This is a genomic window from Psychrobacter sp. CoH-33_TS_01 (genome assembly GCF_058189395.1).
Genome location: NZ_JBVGQI010000004.1, coordinates 260,312 through 282,957, shown reverse-complemented (window position 1 = coordinate 282,957; position 22,646 = coordinate 260,312). Strand labels below are relative to the sequence as shown.

18 protein-coding genes are annotated in these 22,646 nt (G+C 45.6%); 11 read left to right on the top strand and 7 right to left on the bottom strand.

The annotated features are described in order from the left end of the window. Nucleotide 1 precedes the first annotated feature (1 nt). A complete protein-coding gene (locus ACZ2XM_RS09020) occupies nt 2-868 on the top strand; it encodes an OmpA family protein (protein ID WP_490589467.1) in 867 nt (288 codons plus the stop codon). Between the two features lie 336 nt (nt 869-1,204). Further along, a complete protein-coding gene (locus tag ACZ2XM_RS09015) occupies nt 1,205-2,638 on the top strand; it encodes an SLC13 family permease (RefSeq protein ID WP_490589468.1) in 1,434 nt (477 codons plus the stop codon). A 144-nt stretch (nt 2,639-2,782) separates the two neighbouring features. Here ACZ2XM_RS09015 and ACZ2XM_RS09010 read toward each other — a convergent pair whose 3' ends face one another. Then, entirely contained in the window at nt 2,783-4,012 is a 1,230-nt protein-coding gene (locus ACZ2XM_RS09010) for a JmjC domain-containing protein (RefSeq protein WP_490589469.1), read from the bottom strand. A 157-nt stretch (nt 4,013-4,169) separates the two neighbouring features. Between ACZ2XM_RS09010 and ACZ2XM_RS09005 the strand changes: the two genes are divergently transcribed. After that, the gene (locus tag ACZ2XM_RS09005) at nt 4,170-4,367 is read left to right on the top strand and encodes an NF038104 family lipoprotein (RefSeq protein ID WP_490589470.1); all 198 of its coding nucleotides are present in this window, start codon (nt 4,170-4,172) and stop codon (nt 4,365-4,367) included. A 305-nt stretch (nt 4,368-4,672) separates the two neighbouring features. On the opposite strand, the gene ACZ2XM_RS09000 is transcribed toward ACZ2XM_RS09005, so the two are convergent. Next, entirely contained in the window at nt 4,673-5,257 is a 585-nt protein-coding gene (locus ACZ2XM_RS09000) for a DUF2238 domain-containing protein (RefSeq protein WP_490589471.1), read from the bottom strand. Nucleotides 5,258-5,529: 272 nt separating this feature from the next. Continuing rightward, on the bottom strand, nt 5,530-6,930 hold the full coding sequence (gene purB, locus ACZ2XM_RS08995) for an adenylosuccinate lyase (protein WP_490589472.1): 1,401 nt from the start codon (nt 6,928-6,930) through the stop codon (nt 5,530-5,532). A gap of 331 nt (nt 6,931-7,261) precedes the next feature. On the opposite strand from purB, the gene ACZ2XM_RS08990 reads away from it, so the two are divergent. Both ACZ2XM_RS08990 and ACZ2XM_RS08985 read left to right on the top strand, forming a co-directional pair. Then, the gene (locus ACZ2XM_RS08990) at nt 7,262-7,702 is read left to right on the top strand and encodes a hypothetical protein (protein WP_490589473.1); all 441 of its coding nucleotides are present in this window, start codon (nt 7,262-7,264) and stop codon (nt 7,700-7,702) included. Nucleotides 7,703-7,960: 258 nt separating this feature from the next. After that, nucleotides 7,961-8,749: a hypothetical protein gene (locus ACZ2XM_RS08985; RefSeq protein ID WP_490589474.1), complete on the top strand. Its 789-nt coding sequence runs from the start codon at nt 7,961-7,963 to the stop codon at nt 8,747-8,749. 291 nt (nt 8,750-9,040) lie between these two features. On the opposite strand, the gene gdhA is transcribed toward ACZ2XM_RS08985, so the two are convergent. Beyond that, entirely contained in the window at nt 9,041-10,387 is a 1,347-nt protein-coding gene (gene gdhA / locus ACZ2XM_RS08980) for an NADP-specific glutamate dehydrogenase (protein ID WP_490589475.1), read from the bottom strand. A gap of 762 nt (nt 10,388-11,149) precedes the next feature. Next, nucleotides 11,150-12,361, bottom strand: a complete 1,212-nt coding sequence (gene mnmA / locus ACZ2XM_RS08975; RefSeq protein ID WP_490589476.1) for a tRNA 2-thiouridine(34) synthase MnmA — start codon at nt 12,359-12,361, stop codon at nt 11,150-11,152. Nucleotides 12,362-12,479: 118 nt separating this feature from the next. On the opposite strand from mnmA, the gene ispF reads away from it, so the two are divergent. The 6 genes from ispF to ACZ2XM_RS08945 all read left to right on the top strand — a co-directional run bounded on the left by ispF (nt 12,480) and on the right by ACZ2XM_RS08945 (nt 18,313). Next, complete coding sequence (gene ispF, locus ACZ2XM_RS08970) at nt 12,480-13,034, top strand: 2-C-methyl-D-erythritol 2,4-cyclodiphosphate synthase (protein WP_490589555.1); 555 nt, start codon at nt 12,480-12,482, stop codon at nt 13,032-13,034. A 350-nt stretch (nt 13,035-13,384) separates the two neighbouring features. Next, nucleotides 13,385-13,729 carry a Grx4 family monothiol glutaredoxin gene (gene grxD, locus ACZ2XM_RS08965; protein ID WP_201497217.1) on the top strand — a complete coding sequence of 115 codons (345 nt, stop codon included), beginning with the start codon at nt 13,385-13,387 and terminating at the stop codon, nt 13,727-13,729. Between the two features lie 153 nt (nt 13,730-13,882). Next, nucleotides 13,883-14,383, top strand: coding sequence for a hypothetical protein (locus ACZ2XM_RS08960; RefSeq protein WP_490589477.1), 501 nt, complete (start codon nt 13,883-13,885; stop codon nt 14,381-14,383). Nucleotides 14,384-14,642: 259 nt separating this feature from the next. Next, nucleotides 14,643-16,541 carry a tRNA uridine-5-carboxymethylaminomethyl(34) synthesis enzyme MnmG gene (gene mnmG, locus ACZ2XM_RS08955; protein WP_490589478.1) on the top strand — a complete coding sequence of 633 codons (1,899 nt, stop codon included), beginning with the start codon at nt 14,643-14,645 and terminating at the stop codon, nt 16,539-16,541. 183 nt (nt 16,542-16,724) lie between these two features. Then, the gene (locus tag ACZ2XM_RS08950; RefSeq protein WP_490589479.1) at nt 16,725-17,681 is read left to right on the top strand and encodes an AEC family transporter; all 957 of its coding nucleotides are present in this window, start codon (nt 16,725-16,727) and stop codon (nt 17,679-17,681) included. A 122-nt stretch (nt 17,682-17,803) separates the two neighbouring features. Then, nucleotides 17,804-18,313 carry a hypothetical protein gene (locus ACZ2XM_RS08945; RefSeq protein WP_490589480.1) on the top strand — a complete coding sequence of 170 codons (510 nt, stop codon included), beginning with the start codon at nt 17,804-17,806 and terminating at the stop codon, nt 18,311-18,313. A gap of 124 nt (nt 18,314-18,437) precedes the next feature. On the opposite strand, the gene ACZ2XM_RS08940 is transcribed toward ACZ2XM_RS08945, so the two are convergent. Both ACZ2XM_RS08940 and ACZ2XM_RS08935 read right to left on the bottom strand, forming a co-directional pair. Further along, the gene (locus ACZ2XM_RS08940) at nt 18,438-19,436 is read right to left on the bottom strand and encodes an LLM class flavin-dependent oxidoreductase (protein ID WP_490589481.1); all 999 of its coding nucleotides are present in this window, start codon (nt 19,434-19,436) and stop codon (nt 18,438-18,440) included. 262 nt (nt 19,437-19,698) lie between these two features. Then, complete coding sequence (locus ACZ2XM_RS08935; protein WP_490589482.1) at nt 19,699-22,293, bottom strand: membrane-bound PQQ-dependent dehydrogenase, glucose/quinate/shikimate family; 2,595 nt, start codon at nt 22,291-22,293, stop codon at nt 19,699-19,701. Nucleotides 22,294-22,646 lie beyond the last annotated feature (353 nt).

The following is a 22,646-nucleotide window of genomic DNA, read 5'->3' as shown; positions in this document are numbered from 1 at the left end:
AATGATAAAGAACATTCGACCTACCAGCGTATTAAAATCTCTAGCCATTTCCATGTCTTTAGCTGCTGCTGTGCTAGCCACCGGTTGTACCAGTACTTTAAGCCATAACATTAATTCCGAAGGTCAAGTAGCGACCTCAGATTTAGTATTTCCTGAAATGGATAAGGCTTGGGAAAAAGAAGGTGTTTTTCCAAATAGTGAGAATCTAAATAAGGTACGTGCCGGCGTCAATAAAGACGATTTGTACCAGTTGATTGGTCGTCCGCATTTTAGTGAGCGCCAACATGCTAAAGAATGGGATTATATCTTTAAGTTCTATCAAGACGATGGTTCAATAGAGAAGTGTCAGTTCAAAGTCATCTTTGATAAAGACAATATTGCCCAGCAATTCTATTGGCTGCCTAATGACTGTGCTAAGTATGCCCAGGTAGAGAAGGCATCAAGTGGGGTAGTCGCTACGCCAATCGTTAATGAGCAAATTAATTTAGCAGCCGATGCGCTATTTGATTTTGACCAATGGCAAATCAGCAATATAAAGCCTAACGGAAAGCAGTCTCTTGATGAATTGGCTGCAGTTTTAAGAAAGTATCAAGACCAAGGCAATAGCCGCGTAGTCATTACTGGTCATACCGATCGCTTAGGCGATGATGCTTATAATTTACAACTGTCTGAACGCCGTGCCAATACTGTGCGTTCGTATTTAATCCAGCAGGGTGTCAATGCCGCCACTATCAGCGCTACGGGTGCTGGAGAGGCCAAACCGGTGGCGCTATGCACAGAGTCTGCCAACACTCAGGCGCTTATCAACTGCTTGCAACCCAACCGCCGAGTAGAAGTTATGGTATCGGTCTATGCGCCGCAGCAGTAGTGGCCGATAGCTATTGAGGGTTATACTTTTAGTTTGACCTCTGGTTTAGTTGCTAGCTCTAGCTCTGAAAAATACTCAACCCGTCATAATGATTATGGCGGGTTTTTTAATAGCTGTCTTATTAAATGGCATATAAGATAAGTAGAGCGTTAGATAAGACCAAGTTAATAATTCGATTAAGGTATTGTAAAAAATAAAAACTGTTAAGTATAAATTAAGTCATTGACTTTAATAATAGTATTCCAATTTAGGCTAACTAATTAGCATGAATTTATGTTATAAAGTCAGCCCATTATTGTATATTTAAGCTACTAGCGTACAAGATAAGGAATCCTCATGTCAGAAAACCCGCAAAAACCACCATTAGACGGCCACCTGCCCGTTGATGGTAATGAATATCTCTTTACCGATACTTTTCCTAAAGGTACAGGCAAAGGCCTTATCATTGTCGCCATTGCTGCTCTAGTTAGCTTGCTGATATATAACACTTTGCAGTTTGACCCTAATGTGAATAAGGGTCTGGCTATGTTGGTGTTTATTGGGGCATTGTGGTTAACCGAAGCTGTTCACGTAACCATTACCGCCATTTTAGTTATGATTATTGGCGTCGTTATTGGTATCCCAGATTTTGATACCACCAGTGCGCTGGCCAGCTTTGCTGACCCTATTATCTATATCTTCTTCGGGGGCTTTGCCTTAGCAGCAGCCTTGCATGTGCAGCAGTTAGATAGAAAGATTGCCCTAAAGATTATCTCTATGTCGGGTGGACGATTAAACGTCGCCGTCATGCTAATATTTGCAGCCACTGCGCTGCTATCAATGTGGATATCCAATACCGCTACTGCTGCCATGATGTTGCCGCTAGCCATTGGTATGTTGTCACAAATAGACCGGGAGAAAGATCGCGGTACTTTCGTATTCGTCTTACTCGGTATCGCTTATTGTGCTAGCTTGGGTGGTCTTGGCACGCTAGTAGGCTCTCCTCCTAATGCCATCGCTGCCAAAGCTCTGAATCTATCATTCTTTGATTGGATGAAGTTTGGTATCCCTGTGATGTTAGTACTGCTCCCAGTGCTATTAGGCGTCATGTATATGGTGCTCAAGCCCAATCTTAATGTGCGTATTAATACCACGTTGGATCAAGAGATTGCATGGACGACCCCACGTATCCTGACCATTATCGTGTTTTTAATAACTGCTATCTCGTGGATATTCAGTGCTAAGCTAGAAACTATCTTTGGTATTGGCAAACTAGACTCTATCATTGCTTTGAGTGCGGCAGCGGCAGTAGTGAGCTTAGGGTTGGTCTCTTGGAAACAAGTCTCGGATAACACTGACTGGGGTGTGTTAATGCTCTTCGGTGGCGGTATTGCCTTGTCTAACGTGCTAAAGCTGTCAGGAGCCTCACTAGTCATGGGGGAGACGGTCGCTAATGCCTTGACGACCGCGCCATTATTAGTGGTGATGTTTGCCATCTCTGCCTTCATTATCTTTTTGACAGAATTTGCCTCTAATACCGCTTCTGCTGCTTTATTAGTGCCTGTATTTATGGCCATTGCTGAACATATGGGACTACCTCATGAGGTCTTAGTGCTCATTATCGGTATCGGCGCCTCTTGTGCCTTTATGCTACCGGTCGCTACGCCGCCTAACGCTATTGTTTTCGGTACTGGATTAATCAAGCAGGCCGAAATGGTGCGCGTTGGTATCGTGCTAAACATAGTGTCAGTGGTCCTCGTCGGCCTCTGGGCTTATTTCTTCCTACTGTAATCATCGGTAGTATTGGCTGAGTTAAGGCTAATAGTCTGTTAGATTGCGCTAAAAAAGCCCGCCATAATTAGATTACGGCGGGCTTTTTATTACGGGTTATTTAAACGGCTACAGTTAACGCCAGTATTCTTAGTAATCTAGCTGTTAGTAATCTAACCACACCCAACCATTCTCTAGCCACTGCATTACGGTAGCGGGATCGATTTCATAATCGTCTGTAGAGAGGTGGTCTTTGGTTATCGTGCCCCCATCCGCTAGATGTTTGAGCAATTGCGCCTCGACACTACTAATATCATCTAACCTTTGCCCATTGGCGTAAATACTAATACTACCGTCAGCATCTTGGGTATAAATTAGCCGACTGCTATAATCAATTTTTAAAGTAGCCTCCGTAGCTAAAGCTTCGACCAATTCGTAATCTTCGATAATTTCTTCAGGGTTTAGTAGGTCGTACTGGCGTTTACTGACGACTTCACTAACACTCTGACGAATGAGCTCATCGCCGCGAGCTGAGCTGAGCATGTCGATAAGCTGCGCTTTGATTTGCGCGATACTATCTGCTTGCAACTCTCCTGAGGACTGCAGAGGTTGCTCCAGCAACATCGGCACAAATAAGCTCTGCTCGCTGGTGGCCACATCCGCCAAGCTATCGAGTACTTGCATGAGGTTCGGACGGCGAAAACCAAAGGAGAAGGTTAGGCAATCCTCCACAGCGACGCCATAATGCGCCAGTTTTGGTGGGACATACAGCACATCACCGGCTTCTAAAACTTCATCAAAAATAATCTCACCCATATCGTCAAAGATACGGATAGGTTCATTGGCAACGAAAGCAGTGGTTTCATCACAGTATTGCCCCAACTGCCAACGGCGACTGCCAAATCCTTGCGCTAAAAAAACATCGTAGTCGTCATAATGGCGACCGACAGAGCCTCCTGCTGGCGCGTAAGACACCATAATGTCATCACGCTGCCACTGCGGAATAAAGTCAAACGACTGCCACAACTGGCCAAGCTCGGGTGACCATTGTTCTAAATTCTGTACCAGCACGGTCCAGTTGCTAGATTGCGTATCGTCTGCACGGTTTTGATTACTACCGTCTTGCGCCAATAAAGGCGCTAAGTCCGCATCGCTTAATGGTGACTTTTTCATCGTCCATTGGGGAGACTCTGTATCAGCATTGCTAGGGTCATTCACCAATAAGCGAGCCAGCGCCTCTTCATCTAGGGCCAGCCCTAAAATATCTTCAGGCTCGAACATACCGACCAGCTTCGGCAGGCCTTGTTTAATGAGCAGTGGTTTTTTTTGCCAATAATCGGCGAGGAACTGGGCGGGAGTGATAGAGTCGGGCAAACAGAGTTTTAAAGAGGTCATGAAATAATCCGGGTCGTTGATGAATCTAGGTCGTGAGATTACAGGGTATACGAATGCGGTGAAGATAAGGGAGTAGGGTGCTTTAGAAAAGCCCGCTAATAGTTTATTATTAGCATTGTCTCATGGTTGCCAGCCAACCTCCATTATTAGGACTTTTATGAAACCTTTTCCCCTTATAGTTATCTTAATCAGCACGCTGTTTTTACAAGCTTGCGTCCACAAAATTGTCACCGTACCTGCGAAAATAGCCTATAAAACTACGAAAGGCGTGGTTAAAGGGACGGTCGCGGTAGGTAAAGCCATTATACCGGGTGGCGAAGACGACGATGAAGATGAGGATAGAAAGAAAAAATAAGTTAAGTTAAGTTTAGCTAGTGGGTGCAGGCGCTGATCTACCTAGCAGACTGAGCGGGCACTTATCACGGTAGTCTCATGTCGTGATAAATTAATAGCTTATATGCGATATTATACCGCAGCATACTGACGCCAACCTAATCAAAACATACTGCGCCCGTAATCTAAGCCCGCCATCTAAAATAAATGCCCTACTAAATGGTTTGGATAGATTTGCTTGGCCCTCTTCGCACTGCGATAGATCACTTCCTCAATGATCACCGTAGTAAAGTTAATATATCGCTAAAGGAAGCCTACTATCCGTGGCTAGGGTTCACGCAGCAATGCCCGTAAAGGTGTCACCGTATAGACAAGCGCACTGATAACCCCACCTAATAACGCCAACGCCATATCTTTATGTGCATCCCACATATCGCCTTGCTGACCATTGTAGCTTTCCGCATCTTCCGCTGAGAGCGTCATGGCAATGCCCCATTCAAACAGCTCATAGAGCATACTCGAGGCCATATTCAGCATTAAGGTGATGGCAATGAGCTGGCGTGGTGAGGGCAGGCGCAAGACAGCTTTGAGAGCCTCATACATCGTGGCAAAGAGTAGCAACCCATAGCTAAAATGCACGAGTCTATCGTACATATTGCGCTGCCAACCAAAGTAGTCGTTTAACTTACAGCCGAATAGCGATTGCATCCAAACGTCATAAGGCACGTACGAATAGAGATAACGCGCACCGATAATGTGAATAAGCAAAAACACCATGGCTAGAACATAAGCATGAGCACTTATCTTAAGATAGCGATAAGCTAGTAGCATTGCTCCCATAAAAAGAAGCGTGCCGGCTTGATGCAACAGATAGCTAGACCACTCTAAAGGGTTAATGCTGGCGAGCAGCATAACGATTATAACTATCAGAGAGCTGATCCAGACAGCTTTAGAACCCCTAATCAAGGGTGATGACTTTTGCAAAGGTGCCTCTTAATCGACAACTCCCCAACGCTATTGCTAGCGTCTTACTTTCCAGTATTTGCAAATGCTACTCCTTAGCAAACCGCTGATTTATTAGGCATGAACTATTAACCATACACTATTAACGAAAAAAGCTAAGCGTCTTTAATAAAACGCTTAGCTCATTGTTATGATCTATAGCTTATCTAAATAAACCAAATCTATTTTTCATTTAGCTTAGCGATATGCGTATCGATAGTACGCGCTTGCTCAGCTGCATTACCGATATAAGTCGCTGGTGTCATCTCACGCAAGCGTGCTTTAGCATCTTCAGCGACCGCGTCTAGCTCATTACCGTCTACGAAAGTCAGCATGTCGTCACGCGTCATAGCTTGACCACGAGTCAACGCTTTTAGCTTCTCGTATGGGTTTTCTACACGGTAGCGGCGCATAACCGTCTGAATTGGCTCAGCCAAGACTTCTTGTGCATTATCCAAATCGCTATCTAGGCGGGCAGGGTTGACTTCCAATTTGCCGATACCTTTTAAGCAAGCATCATAGGCGATCATGCTTTGCGCTAGGCCCACACCGATATTACGCAATACGGTAGAGTCTGATAGGTCACGCTGCATTCTTGAAATCGGCAGTTTTTCACCTAAGTGCGCGAGCATAGCGTTGGCGACACCTAAGTTGCCTTCCGAGTTTTCGAAGTCAATGGGATTGACTTTATGCGGCATAGTCGATGAGCCAACTTCGCCATCTTTTAGCTTTTGTTTAAAATAGCCTAAGCTAATGTACTGCCAGATATCACGGTTGAAATCGATTAAGATGGTATTAAAACGACGTACTACGTCAAATAGCTCAGCGATATAATCGTGTGGCTCAATCTGGGTGGTGTACGGGTTAAACGTTAGCGCTAAGCTGTCCGTGATGAATTGCTCAGCCACTTGCTGCCAATCGATATCAGGATAGGCTGAATAATGGGCGTTATAGTTACCTACTGCGCCATTAATTTTGCCCAATAGTTCCACTTGTTTGAACTGTTTGATTTGGCGGGCGAGGCGGTAAGCGACGTTCGCCATCTCTTTACCTAGGGTCGTCGGGCTAGCTGTCTGACCGTGGGTGCGCGATAGCATAGGTTGGTCAGCATGCGTCTTAGCAAGAGTCGCTAGCGCATCGGTCAATTGCTGCATCTTATCGAGTACGACTTCACGGCTGTCTTTTAACATCAAAGCATAAGATAAGTTGTTGATATCTTCAGAAGTACAAGCGAAATGGATAAATTCTAGGCTGTCCTCGAGCTTGGCATTGCCACGGAATTTGTCTTTGATGAAATACTCTACGGCTTTCACATCATGGTTGGTCGTGCTTTCAATATCTTTGATAGCTTGTGCATCAGCTTCACTAAAGTTTGAGACAATCTCATCCAAGAAGGCAGTCGTTTCGCTATCAAAGGGCGCAAGCTCAGTGATACCTGTGTTTTCAGCCAGCATCTGTAACCAACGAATCTCTACCGTGACGCGAGCTTTAATTAGGCCAAATTCAGACAGATAGGGGCGTAAGCTGTCGGCTTTGCTGGCATAGCGGCCGTCGATAGGAGAGAGCGCAGTAAGAGAGGTCATAATGTCGCCTTAAAAATAAAAGTGAAATCGGCAAAGGAGTGCCGAGCAGTGGTGTTGAGGACAAAAGGTGTCAAAGAACAACAGGGTAATTTTAGAGGGCAATTATAACAAGAGTTACGACAAAAAAGGGCGGTAGCCGCAATTGTTTAATAATTTACTTCCCTTGGTAATACTGTTATATTCCGAAAATACAAACACTTAATAATAAATTAAGGGTTTTTTATTAATGAATACTCCAGCTAATCATGTCGGCGCTGCAAAGTTTATAACAATTGAAAGTTTATAACACTTTGGGTTGAGCCGTGTTTAGTGTTGATAGGGATAGAGCATAATGAAGTTAATAGGTGTGGCAAGTTTCGTAGTGTTGGGTTCAGCGTTAGCCTTGAGTGGTTGTGGCGGCGATAGCGACAGTAGTGGCTCTTATGTGACTTCTTATAAGACTAAAATATTTAACGGTAATGAATACAGCTGCCCTTCGGAAGCTGCACAAAAAGCCTGTAAAACTGACACCATGTGTAAAGCTGCTAAATGTAAGCTAACTAAAGAAGTAACCAAGCCTTTTGATCCTGAAAATACTGAAAATTGTAAGACTGATGGTAAGACTGTTTATGGCCAGAAGCGCAATATCTGCAAAGTTACCCTCAGTTTCTTAAATCAAGGTAAGCCTTCAGAGGTTATCTGTGCGGATGACGGAAAAATTATTCTAGCAGGCGGTCTTCAATCAAAGACAGGTAGCATTAAAGTAAATGATTACCTATTTACTTGCCAATAACCATTCTAGCCAAGCCACTCAAGATTTGACATAGAGCCATTGGTATAAGTTTACGCCAGCCTCAGTCATATTATGACTTCTAGCCAGGAAATTTATATCAGTGGCTCATTAGGTAAGCGTTTTAAATAAGAGTGGCTATAGATAAAATTTTTAAGCCTTTGCAAGCTTACCAACAGCACTTACTCAATAGTAGGTGCTGTTTTGTTTATACTATAGAGTAGAGCTATCCTTTATTATTATGAGGCGAAATAATCCCAAATGAATAAGACCTTGACCATAGCTACGGTGCTCATAGCTTTTGCATTGGGCGCTTTGTCCACCTATCTGCTCATGACCAAACAGCAGATGGATCAATTGTTGCAGCAGGCGAGTGCGCCCATAGATAATCATGCGCCTATAGCGGAGACTCCCGCAGCGATTGAGGACACAGCAGCTAGTAATACGGACGATTTAATGTCACTGACTGAGCTGAGTCCCGCCGAAAGCGTCTCTATTAATGACTACTCGCAAACGCAGGCACTAGCGCTAATCGAAGGCATGCCCGATTATGTGTTGGGGCAATACGTGGATAAATTTATGGCGAAGGAGGCCAGCTCGGCCATCACAGATAAGAGACGCTTTGCTAAGCGTGCGATTGAAGAGCTGTATAAGCCCAATGATAATCAGCGTTTGGTCGGTGATATTAAGCTATCGGCAAACCCTGATATGCCAACGGTAACTCTAGATACTACTCGTTTGCCTAAAGAAACCAAACTTTATGCGCATTTAGACACGCATGGCAAAATACCCAGTAGCCCGTTTGTATTCGTCAAATGGGTGAATAATGACACAGGACAAGTGTATCTGTTTGAGAAGAAAGATATCGTCGCAAATAGTGAGCAAAACTGGGTGAGCTTTAAGCCCTATGATGGCTGGCAGCCGGGCAGTTATGACATCCGTTTTTATCAGTTTAATTCAGCGCTGCAACCTATTGCACAGCTGACCTATAACATTGCTGAGGTGACTGATCTTAATGAAGCAATTGATATTACTGACGCAAGCCAGTAGGTTTATTGTTAGATTATAAGTTTGAATAAGAAGTATAAATTTGCATATAGTTGATTAGATTTAAAACCGATATAGTGCGACTGGGAGAAATTTTTTGCAGCCTTTGTAAGTTTATGACCTACAACTAGCCATAAAAATTTTTACCAGTTGCACGGCCTATTATGAGTCGAATTTATTTAAACTTTCCTATAGGAAGGTACAAATTTTAAACCTAAAAAAAGTGTGACAGAGTTAATCTGGCACACTTTTTTTATTAAAATCAACTAGCTTCAGTTCAATGTGAACGGAGTATTAGTTTAAGATGCCGTACGCGACGAGCGCATCAGCAACGCGGCTAAAGCCAACGATATTGGCCCCAGTCATATAGTCGATACAAGGCGCATCTTCAGGCTGGCAAGCTTGTGCGGCACGCATAGCACTATCATGGATGTCTTTGATGATGCGATGCAGTTGCAAGTCTAAGTCTTCAAAGCTGCGATACTGGCGTACCGAGTTTTGTGACATCTCGAGGCCTGATACAGCAACCCCACCAGCATTGGCGGCTTTACCAGGGGCATAATGAATATTCTTTTCACGGATGTAATCGACCGCTTCTGCCGTTAAAGGCATATTTGCGCCTTCAACGATATATTTGACGCCATTTTCATGCATCTGCTTGGCTTCTGCAATATCCACTTCGTTTTGCGTAGCACAAGGCAGGGCGATATCGGCTTCGAACTGCCAAGGTTTCTGGCCCGCTAACCATTCACCACCGAAGACAGCGACATACTCTTCTAAAGGCTTACGCTGCTCTTTTTGCTTTTTGAGCCAATCGATTTTCTCTTGGTCAAAGCCTTTGGCATCATACAATGTCCCTTGCGAGTCTGACACGGTCAACACGATAGCGTCCAAGCTTGCCGCTTTTTCGGCAGCGTGTAGCGAGACGTTACCGGCCCCAGAGACGAGGACACGCTTATTGGTCAAGTTATCTTTGTGGACGCCTAGCATGTTTTCTAGGAAGTAAACCGCGCCATAGCCTGTCGCTTCTGTACGGATCAAACTACCGCCAAACCCAACACCTTTACCGGTTAATACACCGCTATATTCGTTCGTTAAGTTTTTGTACATGGCAAACATATAGCTGACTTCGCGACCACCAACTCCGATATCGCCGGCAGGTACGTCCACATCTTTACCGATGTATTTATACAACTCGCGGATAAAAGCGTAACAGAAACGACGGATTTCATTATCTGATTTGCCTTTAGGGTCAAAATCAGAACCGCCTTTACCGCCGCCCATAGGCAAACCGGTTAATGCATTTTTAAAGATTTGCTCAAAACCTAAAAACTTTAAGACCGACTCGTTGACGGTTGGGTGAAAACGTAACCCGCCTTTATAAGGGCCAATAGCATTACTAAATTGGACACGCCAGCCACGGTTGACTTGGATATTACCTTGATCATCTTCCCAGTTAATACGGAAGCTAATAATGCGGTCAGGTTCGGTTAAACGTTCGAAGATATTGCAGCGGCTGTAGTCTGGATGTGAATCGTAGACACTACTAATAGTAATAGCGACTTCTTTAACGGCCTGGATGAATTCAGGCTGATGGGGGTAGCGTTTTTCTAGATCGTTAATAACGTCTTGCATTTTCATATACAGCTGTCCTTATCTAAATCAGGCTAGTCACTCGAAAATATGCCGAGTAATTATCTGATATGTTTACGATTCACCCTAAATACGGTGCATCATAAAATAAGGCATTTTTTCCATAAACACAATGACCGATAAACATGTTTAGAGAAAATTAATGGTAATAAGCTGATAAATAAAAGAAATAAATAGTAAGAAAAGGGGCTAAATTCCAATAAAAGTAGCCTGCTAAGCCAGCAATAATTATTAAAAAATAAGAGTTTTATTGGGCTGAAGGGCTATCAAGAAGATATCAGTAATAAATAATTTTTAGTAATAAGTATCCCAAAAATTATTTGAAAACTAGACAGTCAATAGCGTAGGCAATAGGCTAGGCAAGCAAAGCAAATGTTAAAAGAAAGGGTGTTGTCAACATTTATGCCGTTTTAGCAGTACATCTATTGATAAGAATTTCATATAAATAATTTAATAAATATTATCAAATGATAATTAGCTACTATTAGATTTATTGATTAAAAAATTTTAATAAAAAATTAAATTAATATTTATTTCCTGATTTGTATTTTTTATATTTACTTATTATTAGCGCTGTGTAGGTTAATAATTACGGGTTTAAAGTTTTTATAATTAAGGTAAACTTAAAGACTGAGGTCAGTCATTTTTTATTCTAAAGCAGGCTGCTAATAGACAAAAATAAGCCCCAGACTTACGCAGAAGACTGGGGCTTAAATAAGGACGTTAGCGGTCAAAGACAAGGCAATAGCGCTAGATAGGTTCATCCACTGCGCAGATAACCCCGCCGCCTAAGCAAACTTCATCCACATAAAATACCGCAGACTGGCCGGGGGTGACCGCACGTTGTGGCTCATCAAAGACCGCATACACTTCAGAGCCATCCGCATTGGCCGCTTTGACATAGCAGACTTGGTCAGGTTGACGGTAGCGCGATTGCGCCGTACAGCGCAGCCCTTGCTCACTAAAGATATCTTGTGGTGGTACGCGAGCGACCCAGTCGAGCTTATAAGCTCGCAGGGATCGGCTCATCATCATGGGGTGCTGATGGCCTTGCCCCACGATTAAGCGATTGGCCTCCAAGTCTTTGGCTAACACAAACCACGGCTCGTCTGGACGGTCTTTAACACCACCAATACCAATACCACCGCGTTGCCCGAGCGTATAGTACATCAAGCCATCGTGACGACCGATTACCATGCCATCATCGGTGACGATATCGCCGGGCTGAGCCGGCAAGTACTGTTGTAAGAAGTCTTTAAAACGGCGCTCACCAATAAAGCAAATGCCGGTAGAGTCTTTTTTCTTCGCCGTAGCTAAATCATGCGCTTCCGCTATTCTACGCACTTCCGGCTTTTCTAACTCACCCACAGGGAATAAGGTCTTGGCGATTTTGTCACCGCCAACCGCATGCAAGAAGTAGCTTTGGTCTTTATTATTATCCAGTCCACGTAATAACTGCGCGACTTCTAAGCCATCTGCATTGGTATAGTTAGTACTACGACGGGTATAGTGGCCAGTCGCAATATAGTCAGCGCCTAATGTCAGCGCGTAGTCTAAAAAGGCCTTAAACTTAATTTCTTTATTGCATAAGATATCGGGGTTGGGGGTACGGCCCGCCTTATACTCGGCTAAGAAGTGCTCAAAGACCCGGTCCCAATACTCCATGGCAAAGTTGGCGGTATGTAGCACCATGCCAATCTTATCGCAGACCGCTTGCGCATCCGCTAAATCGTCCATTGCCGTACAGTATTCGGTACCGTCGTCCTCTTCCCAGTTTTTCATAAACAGGCCTTCGACGATAAAACCGGCTTGTTGCAGTAACACGGCTGAGACCGACGAATCGACCCCGCCAGACATCCCGACAATCACGCGAGTTTGGCTTGGATTTGGCACATCGGCGAGGCTTAAAGGGGCAAGAGCCTGCAGGGCAGGGGGTAATGGGGCAGTTTGTGAGTCAGACATAAATAATTGGCGCTAAGCTGTGGTAGAATTTAAGGATAATTATAACATTGATATGGCATCGGTAGCAGAGGATAAACCTCACTTAACACGAAGATGGCAGTCAGCCAGTAAAAGGACAGTGGTGGTAATGATTAAAATAGGACAAGGTATTGATGTGCATGCCTTTCATAATAATGGTCAGGTCGAGCAATATGTTACCTTAGCAGGGGTGCAGATTGAGCACACGCACAGCTTGCTGGCCCACTCCGATGGTGATGTGGTTTTGCATGCCGTCGCGGATGCCTTGTTAGGCGCTTTAGCCTTAGGAGATATCGGCCAGCATTTTCCCGATACTGATGATGCCAATGCAGGCCTCGATTCGCGTATCTTACTGCGCCATGTCTGTAGCTTAGTGACTCAAGCGGGCTATCAGTTGGGTAATTTAGACGTGACAGTTATGTGTGAGCGGCCTAAAATGGCACCGCATAATATGGCGATGCGGCAAAATTTAGCTATAGATTTAGGGACGGATATTAGTAACGTCAGTGTCAAAGCCACCACGACGGAAAAGTTAGGCTTTACCGGGCGTCAAGAAGGCATTATGGTTAGTGCTGTGGTGTTGTTAATTAAGAGTGCTGAGTCAAAGTCTTCTGAAGCAAAGCGTGCTGAGACCACTGCACCAATAGTTGAATAAAGTTTTATGCTAGTGGGCAGCAGCGTTTATAGCGTAATCATGCAGCCCCATAATGAGAGATTCAAAGACCGATGTGGTTGTAATCTTAATAACTGCCCCCATATTTTCGTAAACCAGCTCGAATTAAGCTAAGCCCAGTAACTTAATCCGGTAACTTAATATAGGGGCTTAAGCCTGAGTATTTAAATATAAGCTCTACCTACTTAGTAGTAGTGACCTATTTCATAATAATTATTAAGCTATACATTGTTAAAAAACTTTGCTAAAAATTTACTTTATCAAAACCCTACTAGTCTTATTGCTCCATCAGCTAGTATTTGCGACCACCCGCTAACCTGTAAGGAATAATTATGAGCGACCAGCCACAAGCCACGCCAGACATTGAACAGTTAATTCGTAACCAGATCGCTGATAATAAAGTGATTCTATATATGAAAGGCACTCCGCAGTTCCCACAGTGTGGTTTTTCTGCCAAAGCCATCGAAGTATTGACGCAAATCGGCCGTCCGTTTGCTTTTGTCAATATCTTAGAAAACCCTGAAATCCGTGCAACGTTGCCAAAGATTGCGAATTGGCCGACTTTCCCGCAATTGTGGATTAATGGTGAGTTAATGGGCGGTTCAGACATTATCTTACAGATGTACCAATCTGGTGAGCTAAAGCCACTGGTTGAAGAGCATAGCCCTGCCGCGTAAGACGCTGATCCACTGTGATGAGCCGAAGACCTAAGCGATGGCAGCATCGCTTAGGTTTTTTTGTCTTTTTAGCTTGCCTCTACGGCGTTCGCTACAACTGCCTATATTGCATTGCAAGAGAATTTACACGAGACCTTACAAGAGACTAAGTCTATGAATAATGCTCCTACTCAAGCCGAAACTTTAGAAGAAAAACGTGCCCGTCTGCAAGAGAAGTCTGCTGAGATTATTGCTATTGCAGACAATGAGGCCAACTCAGCCTTACGCTGTATTCATCTACTGAGTGTCGCTGGCGGCGCTACAGAAAGCACGTATACTGCTATTGAACGCCGTATTGTCGCGGATCAAGATACCTATGGCGCTTATCATTTAGCCTTATTAGCGCAAAGCACTTCAGATTTACCGGTTGATGCCCGCCAGCTTATAACTATGGTCGTCGAGAAAGGCGATAATGAGCAATTGTTATCGTTGTTAAAGAACTTGCCACTCCCTCCCGTTGAGCCCATTAAAGCGCGTATCTTGGCCAGTAATGACGGCGAGGCTATTGGGAAAATGAATGCGTATTTACAGATTAATCCAGAAGGCTATGGCAGCGGTATTAATATTGCCAGTGGTCAGACCGACCGTATTGTGCCATTAAGTCCAAAAGAGTAAAACCTTAGAGGTTAGGGCTTAGGACTTAGGGCTTAAAGCATCAACAGGTGGTGCTCATAAGATTCAGCGTCATGGCAAATTGATTTTTTGACCTGATCCCTAATTTTGCCGTTATTTAAGTAAACCACTGCAATGAAGCCATATATTGCCTAGGTCAAATTTGTTATAATTTGCCAACTTATCTTACTACCATTATTTACGACGGCTTAGGCGCCCCTAACATTATAGGGCGTCCTGATAGCGGTCAAGCGAGGCACACATGCAATATCCAAAAACTTACGATGTCGTCGTCATTGGCGGCGGGCACGCAGGGACGGAAGCGGCGCTGGCAGCTGCACGCATGGGTGCGCAAACGCTGCTCCTGACCCATAATATCGAGACGCTCGGACAGATGAGCTGTAATCCGGCTATTGGCGGGATTGGTAAGTCGCATCTGGTGCGTGAGATTGATGCCTTAGGTGGGGCTATGGCGCTAGCCACTGATAAGGCCGGTATTCAATTCCGTGTCCTTAATAGCCGTAAAGGAGCGGCGGTACGGGCTACGCGCGCGCAGGCTGACCGTATCCTTTATAAAGCCGCTATTCGCCATACGCTAGAGAATCAGCCCAATCTGGATTTATTTCAGCAAGCCGCTGATGATATCTTGGTGGAAAATGGTAAGGCCTGTGCGGTCGTGACCTCAACCGGCATTATCTTCCGTACCAAAACCGTGGTACTGACCTCAGGCACCTTCTTAGGTGGGGTTATCCATATCGGTCTTGATAATACCAAAGGCGGCCGTGCGGGCGACCAACCGTCTATCAAATTAGCCGATCGTTTGCGGGAGCTCAAACTGCCCGTCGGACGTCTCAAGACCGGTACACCGGCTCGTATTGACGCGCGCACAGTCGATTTTAGCGTTATGACGGTACAGCCTGGCGATACGCCGCTACCGGTGATGAGCTATATGGGCGACGTCTCGATGCACCCTGAGCAGGTCAATTGCTATATCACCCATACCAATGCTCAGACCCATGACATCATCCGTCAACATTTGGATCGCTCACCGCTATTCTCTGGCAAAATCGAAGGGGTAGGGCCACGCTATTGTCCTTCTATCGAAGATAAAATCCACCGCTTTGCCGACAAAGATAGCCATCAGATATTCATTGAGCCCGAAGGTCTCACCACCCATGAGTTATATCCAAACGGTATCTCAACCAGTCTGCCTTTCGATGTGCAGCTAGAGTTTATCCATACCATGAAAGGGTTGGAGAATGCTCATATCACCCGTCCAGGCTATGCGATTGAGTATGATTACTTTGATCCGCAGAATCTAAAGCCGACGCTTGAGACCAAGTCCATCGATGCCTTATATTTCGCCGGTCAGATTAATGGCACTACCGGTTACGAAGAGGCTGGCGCGCAAGGGTTATTGGCCGGAGCCAACGCTGCCTTAGCGACCCAAGACAATCCAGCCATGGAGACGTGGACGCCACGCCGTGATCAAGCTTATCTGGGGGTGTTGGTCGATGACCTGATTACCCACGGCACCAAAGAGCCGTACCGCATGTTTACCAGCCGTGCCGAATACCGTCTATTGTTGCGCGAAGACAATGCCGATCAGCGCTTAACTGAAGAGGGCCGTAAGCTGGGTCTGGTTGATGATACACGCTGGGAGGCTTATCAGAGTAAGATGGAAGCGGTCGCTAGCGAATCTGCGCGTCTGCAAGCGCTATGGGCGAGCCCAGGCAATGAGCTAGGCGCCAGAGTAGCTGAGCAAACGGGGGAGGTGTTGTCAAAAGAAGCTACCGCCTATGACTTGCTTAAACGGCCGCAGATTCACTTTGCCGATATTGCCGCGATTACGGATTCAAAAGTTGATGCGCAAGTCGGCGAGCAAATCGAAATTTCGGTCAAATATGCCGGTTATATCGACCGCCAAGCCGATGACATCGAGCAGATGAAGCGTCTTGAGAATACCGCGCTACCGGTCGATTTTGACTATAGCGTAGTCTCAGGGCTATCCAATGAAATAGTACAGAAATTAGCGCAAGTGCGCCCGGTGACCCTAGCGCAAGCGAGCCGAGTCAGTGGCGTGACACCGGCAGCGATTCAGTTGCTGGCGATGACGGTAAAAAAACAGAAAAAAGCCAAAGCTGCCCTCGCATCGTCATAAGAGAGAGCACATAAACAGCGGCTACTTTGCCTAATGCATTATTGCAGGTAGTCGTGGTTTCTTATATTGTTTCCTATGTTATTTTTCGTCTTGCTACATACCATCAACAGTAGCGTATTTTTACCGCCTTAAAAGGCAGTAAAGTGGGTTTATCACCCCGCGCTACTCGTCAATGAGCCGTCCATGTCTGCTGCTATTATTTTTGCCATCACTATTGTTCTGCCTAACCTTGTCTTGATGGGGTTAGGTTTTTTTATGCAGCGTCGCGGTGAGGTGAGCCAAGCCTTTATCGATCAAGCGTCAAAGATGGTGTTTAATTATGCGCTGCCTTGTCTGCTATTTTTCAGTGTCGCCAACAGCTCGGTAGATTATAGCCAGCAAATCGTGTTAATCGGCGCAGGGTTACTAGTCACGCTATTGCTGTTTGGTGGTGCTGAAATCTATGCTCGTTGCTTCATTGAGCAGCCTGAAGATCAGGGCGTCTTTGTGCAAGGTATCTTCCGTAGCAATATGGCGATTTTAGGGCTGGCGACCGTAGCGAATGCTTATGGCGAAGTGGGTTTAAGCGTAGGCGCCGTCTATATGGGCATCATTACGATTGTCTTTAATGTGCTAGCCGTCATTACCCTAAGCCGGGTCTCTACCGGCATCACCACAGGGCGCGGTCGCATACTCATGATTGGTAAAAAGATCATAGCCAATCCCCTCATTATTGCTTTAGTCTCTGCCTTCGTTTATAAAGCGCTAGGGCTGCCTACATTACAGGGCGTTATTCTACAAACGGGTAATTTATTAGCCGCTATTGCGCTACCTTTAGCCTTAATCTGTGCAGGGGCCACTATCGATATCAAATCGATGCTGAGCCCCTCTGGCTTATCCATGCAGGCGAGTATAGGGCGAATCGTTATCGCTCCTTTGTTGGCAGTTGCCGTAGGCTTGGGCTTTGGTCTCACTGGCGTACACATGGGCGTATTATTTCTAATGGTGGCCTCACCCACGGCGGCAGCCAGTTATGTCATGGCCAAGGCTATGGGGGGCAATGAGGTATTAGCGGCTAATATCTTAGCGTTCACGACGGTGGTATCACTATTTGGTATGGCCATCGGTGCGGCTATGCTGCGGGGGGCGGGCTGGATGTAATAAGGCGCATTATTTATCTGAAATCGACGGCATTAATTTATAATGATGGGTCCAGTTCAGTAATGACAAACCATGACAAACAATGTTAAGCAATAAACCACTCAAGATAAGAAGATTGCACAATGAAAAGTAAAATAGCGCTGCTGGCTTTATCCTTAATGGCCACCTCATTAGTCCATGCCAATGATGATTTGAAATTATCTACGATAGAAAATATGTATAACGAAGCGTTGGCTGAGCTGTCGGCGAATGAAGATTACGATATCGATAAGACGCTATATAAATATGCAGATAGTGGTCTGCAAAAAGCCCTTAGTATGGCGAGCAGCAACAGCACGATTCAATATGAGGATGGCTCTAGTGATTTAACCGAGTGCTTCGATGCGGTTGAGGCTATGAAATTGGTAGAAGGCAATGGCTATATGCTGAACGATGCGGATCACATCAACTACAGTATGGTGGGTAAAGGCCGGGTTAGAGCCGAATCCATTTTTCATGATGGTATGGGCGGGTACGATAAGGGCTATAAAGACTTTAGCCTAACTTGTGATGCTAATGACTGCAAAGTTAGCGATATTTATGATTTCAATGGCGACTCTGCGAAATTATTAGCCGAAAAGCTGTGTCGTTAATACTGGCCTTAAGCCGGATAGAAAATTAAGTTTAAAAAAAGCACATAGCAAGTCACTAAGATAAAATTGCTAGAAAAAACCCAGGCCATATGGTCTGGGTTTTTTGCCTACTAATAGGTCGTTTTTACTGAGCTAAATCAAATATACCCAGCTCAGGAATTAGCTCTAGTGAGCGTAATCTTGCCGCTTGATCATAGATATTAGCGGTCACCATCAGCTCATCAGGTTGATGCTCGTCAATAAAGTGACGCAGTAAGGTTTGTACGGTCGGCACGCTACCAACAAAGGATACGGCTAGGGCATCATCCACCATGGCTTTTTCGGGAGCGCTCCAAATGTTGTCCATATTATGCGTTGGTTTTGGCATCTGGCCACGACCACCCCGGCGCAGACGTACAAAGCTCTGCTGGGTCGAAGTAAAGTGGTAGCGCGCGGTCTCGTCATCATCGGCCAATAATAAGTTCGCCGCTAGCATCACATAGGGCTTATCTAAATACTGTGAGGGTTCAAACTGCTCGCGGTACGCTTGGATAGCTTGCGTCATCATCCGCGGGGCAAAGTGAGAGGCAAAGGCATAAGGCAGACCCAGCTTTGCCGCCAAAGTAGCGCCAAACAGCGAGGAGCCTAATATCCAAACGGGAATATTGCTATTAGCACCTGGGAAGGCTTGCACAGGACTGTCATTCGAGTCATTGCCCAAAAAGAACAGCAGCTCTTGCACATCTTGCGGAAAGCGGTCGGCGTCTTGCATTTGGCGTCTGAGGGCTCTAAAGGTAGCGCCATCCGTACCCGGGGCACGGCCAAGACCTAAGTCGATACGATCACCGTAGAGGGCCTGTAACGTACCAAACTGCTCAGCAATCACGATAGGCGCATGATTGGGGAGCATAACGCCACCAGAGCCTATCCGCATACGGCTGGTTTGGCTGCCGATATGGGACAATAGTACTGAAGTCGCGGCACTGGCAATCCCAGGCATATTATGATGTTCAGCCAGCCAATAGCGATTAATACCAACCGACTCTGCAAGCTTTGCAACTTCGACAGTTTGCTGAATACCTTCAGCGACAGTTTTATCTTCGGGGACAGGGGCTAGGTCTAAAAAGGATAGGGGGATAGTCATAGAATTCTCTTTATATTAAGGAAGTATTTTATTAAATAGCAGCTTTGTTATAGAAGGACAGCTAGCATTAGATAAAAGCAGATGCTGTAGTCATTATTATTTTGCTATGCAAGGTATATGCTTGTTCATAAAGGAGGTTTCAAGGTAGTGCTGCATAAAGCTACAATAGAAATAGGCATCAGTAAAACAGGCATAAGAAAAAAAGCAGGCGCCTATTTAGTCACCTGCTTTTATTTAGTCATACGGTTGAATAAACGAGAAGTTAATCCGCTAGTTTATAAGCCAAGACATAATCCCCAATTTTAGTACCGACAGAGCCGTGTCCACCCGCGACCAATACGACCATCTGTTCCCCTTTCGAGTTGAGATAAGTCATTGGCGTGGCTTGTCCACCGGCAGGAATGCGTTCGTTCCACAATACCTTACCCGTTTTTAAGTCATAAGCACGGAAGTTATCTTCTGTAGCGGCTGATAAGAACGCGACCCCACCTTTGGTAATGATAGGACCACCAATACCCGGCACACCCAGTTCAAACTTCACAGGGATAGGCGACAGATCTTGTACGGTACCGTTTTTACGTTGGTAAGCGACTTTACCTGTAGTTAAGTCTGCACCAGCGACTGTACCCCAAGGTGGCTGCTGACAAGGGACACCAAGTGGCGATAGGAAGGGACCTAATTCAACTGCATAGTCAGCCCCTATATTAGCGTTGACACCATGCTCACCTTCATTGGTCGCGCCTTTGACTTGCTCTTGAGGAATCAGCTTAGAGGTAAAGGCTAAGTAAGTGGGCATGCCAAACATCACACCATGTTCAGGATCAACCGCGATACCACCCCAGTTAAAGGTCCCGAAGTTACCCGGATAGACTAAGCTGCCTTGTAACGAAGGCGGTGTATAACGGCCTTGATAATTGAGCTTATTAAATTCAATACGGCACATCATTTGATCGAGTAAGCTGGCGCCCCACATGTCTTTTTCGACGAGAGGCTCAGGCTCAAAGCTCAGTGCTGAGAAAGGCTGCGTAGGAGCGGCATGCTCACCTTCGATGAGATAGTCTTGCGGGGCAGGACGCTCTTCAACCGGCAGGATAGGCTCACCAGTAGCTCGGTTTAGCACATAGACGTCACCCTGTTTGGTAGGCACGACTAAGGCTTTTTGCAGACCATCCTTAGTATTTAGGTCAATCAAGCTTGGCTGCGCAGGCGTGTCCATATCCCAAAGGTCATGATGCACAAACTGCTGAACCCAACGTGCTTTACCCGTTTTTAAATCGAGCGCTACTACTGAAGTCGAGTATTTCTCTTCTGCAGGCGTGCGATAACGGCCTAGCTGATCGGGCGTACGGTTGCCCATCGGGAAGTATGCTAAACCAAGCTCTTCATCGGCACTAGCAATCGCCCATGAGTTGGGGGAGCTGGTCATATAAGTTTGGGTGGGGTCATTGACATCAAAAGGAGCGGTTTCATCAGGATTGCCTGAATCCCAGTTCCACATCAGCTCACCAGTATTGACATCATAGGCACGAATCACGCCTGAAGGCGAGTTGATATCATAGTTATCATTGACGGCACCGGCGACAATAATTACGTTACCCGCCACGATAGGTGGAGAGGTAGAGTAATAATAGCCATCTTGTTTATAAGGCATATTGTGCATAAGATCGAGCTCGCCATCTTTGGCGAAATCGGTACAGCGTTGCCCCGTTTTTGGATCTAAAGCATAGAGCTTCGCGTCGGAAGTTGGAATATAAATCTTGGCATCACATTGAGTAGCAGGCTGCTCAAAGGTGTTACCCGTGACCTTTTCTACTTTTAAGTCTGTAGCGGTCGCCGTGTCTCCAGCGGCACTGCGGCCAGAATAGTAAGACACACCGCGGCAAGTCTGATGCTGACGTTGTAAGTCTTTGCCAACTTTAGGGTCGAAGGTCCAAAGACTCTCACCGTTATCAGCATCTAACGCCATGACCCAGTTATGCGGGGTACATAAGAACAGCGCATTGCCCACTTTTAGTGGGGTAGCTTGATAAGTGGTCTCGCCAATATCGTTAGGCCCTTTGACGTCGCCAGTCTGGATTTGCCAAGTGAGCTTGAGTTTATTTACGTTACTGGTATTAATTTGTGCCAGTGGCGAGTAGCGTTGACCGTAGTCAGTACGGCCGTAAGCGCTCCATTCTCCATCCGGCGTTTCGCGGCCATCAGCGAGTGGGTCGCCTAGATTTGCTGTGGTAGTGGCAGCGGCTGTATCCGTTTTGGCATCAGCGACTTCATTACCTAAATCTAGCCGGCCTAACTTATCGGTAGCATTGTTTGCCATACTACCAAAAGCGACCAATGCGCCCACCCCGACACTGGCTAACAGGGCCCAATAATAGGCAGGGCTGCCGCTATTTGGTTTAGGGTTGTCTTGAACTATCGCATCATTTTCTACCTTATCTGCCGTTACGATAGGCTCGGCGACAGCGCCCGTCTCTAAGCCAGCTTCCGTAGACAAGGTATTGTCTGCCGGCCCTAATAAGACTTTATATCTGTTTTTTGGCGAGACGATGCCCATCTTTTTGGCGACCCAAGGCAATAGCATGAGAGCACCAAAAATGAGTGGGAAGCCTAAACGAGTGGCTAAGGCCCACCAATAGAAGCCTGCTTCCCAGACGGCCCAAATGACCGTAGCTAAAATAAATATAGCGTAGACCAGATAGGCGGTCCAATGACGTTTAAATAATAAAAAGGCGGTTGCCAACATCGCTAAGCCCGCGATGACATAGTAGGGGCTACCTCCAAGTGACAACAGGTAGCCACCACCAATCAATAGCGGCAGCGCGAATAGAGCCATAATAATGGCGACAAATTTTTCCATGGGTATTCCATCTTTGCTAGCGATAATCAGTTATGACGGTCCATAACCTGACTCACAGCAGGAGAAGTTAAAAGTCGGCTTAATCAGTGCAGCTGCAATAGTCAGCTGGGTGACTTAAGCTAAGTAGTGATACTGGGATTGACGAGATGGTGCAAAATTAATATCGTGCAAAAAGTACTGCTGTTTTAATAGCACTCTTGCAGACAGTGCGCAGATATTTGTACGCTCACTCAAAAGTATTCCTATATAAACGAGTCGCATCAGAGAGTTAATTATAAACCCATAATACTGACCATAAATAAACTGGTTACAATTACACAAAAAACCCTACTAACAACTTTGCTAGTAGGGTT

Bases quoted from the DNA above. Each gene is read 5' to 3' on its own strand.
- ACZ2XM_RS09020 (WP_490589467.1), top strand. From the start codon at position 2: ATGATAAAGAACATTCGACCTACCAGCGTATTAAAATCTCTAGCCATT.
- ACZ2XM_RS09015 (WP_490589468.1), top strand. From the start codon at position 1,205: ATGTCAGAAAACCCGCAAAAACCACCATTAGACGGCCACCTGCCCGTT.
- ACZ2XM_RS09010 (WP_490589469.1), bottom strand. From the start codon at position 4,012: ATGACCTCTTTAAAACTCTGTTTGCCCGACTCTATCACTCCCGCCCAG.
- ACZ2XM_RS09005 (WP_490589470.1), top strand. From the start codon at position 4,170: ATGAAACCTTTTCCCCTTATAGTTATCTTAATCAGCACGCTGTTTTTA.
- ACZ2XM_RS09000 (WP_490589471.1), bottom strand. From the start codon at position 5,257: ATGCTGCTCGCCAGCATTAACCCTTTAGAGTGGTCTAGCTATCTGTTG.
- purB (WP_490589472.1), bottom strand. From the start codon at position 6,930: ATGACCTCTCTTACTGCGCTCTCTCCTATCGACGGCCGCTATGCCAGC.
- ACZ2XM_RS08990 (WP_490589473.1), top strand. From the start codon at position 7,262: ATGAAGTTAATAGGTGTGGCAAGTTTCGTAGTGTTGGGTTCAGCGTTA.
- ACZ2XM_RS08985 (WP_490589474.1), top strand. From the start codon at position 7,961: ATGAATAAGACCTTGACCATAGCTACGGTGCTCATAGCTTTTGCATTG.
- gdhA (WP_490589475.1), bottom strand. From the start codon at position 10,387: ATGAAAATGCAAGACGTTATTAACGATCTAGAAAAACGCTACCCCCAT.
- mnmA (WP_490589476.1), bottom strand. From the start codon at position 12,361: ATGTCTGACTCACAAACTGCCCCATTACCCCCTGCCCTGCAGGCTCTT.
- grxD (WP_201497217.1), top strand. From the start codon at position 13,385: ATGAGCGACCAGCCACAAGCCACGCCAGACATTGAACAGTTAATTCGT.
- ACZ2XM_RS08960 (WP_490589477.1), top strand. From the start codon at position 13,883: ATGAATAATGCTCCTACTCAAGCCGAAACTTTAGAAGAAAAACGTGCC.
- mnmG (WP_490589478.1), top strand. From the start codon at position 14,643: ATGCAATATCCAAAAACTTACGATGTCGTCGTCATTGGCGGCGGGCAC.
- ACZ2XM_RS08950 (WP_490589479.1), top strand. From the start codon at position 16,725: ATGTCTGCTGCTATTATTTTTGCCATCACTATTGTTCTGCCTAACCTT.
- ACZ2XM_RS08945 (WP_490589480.1), top strand. From the start codon at position 17,804: ATGAAAAGTAAAATAGCGCTGCTGGCTTTATCCTTAATGGCCACCTCA.
- ACZ2XM_RS08940 (WP_490589481.1), bottom strand. From the start codon at position 19,436: ATGACTATCCCCCTATCCTTTTTAGACCTAGCCCCTGTCCCCGAAGAT.
- ACZ2XM_RS08935 (WP_490589482.1), bottom strand. From the start codon at position 22,293: ATGGAAAAATTTGTCGCCATTATTATGGCTCTATTCGCGCTGCCGCTA.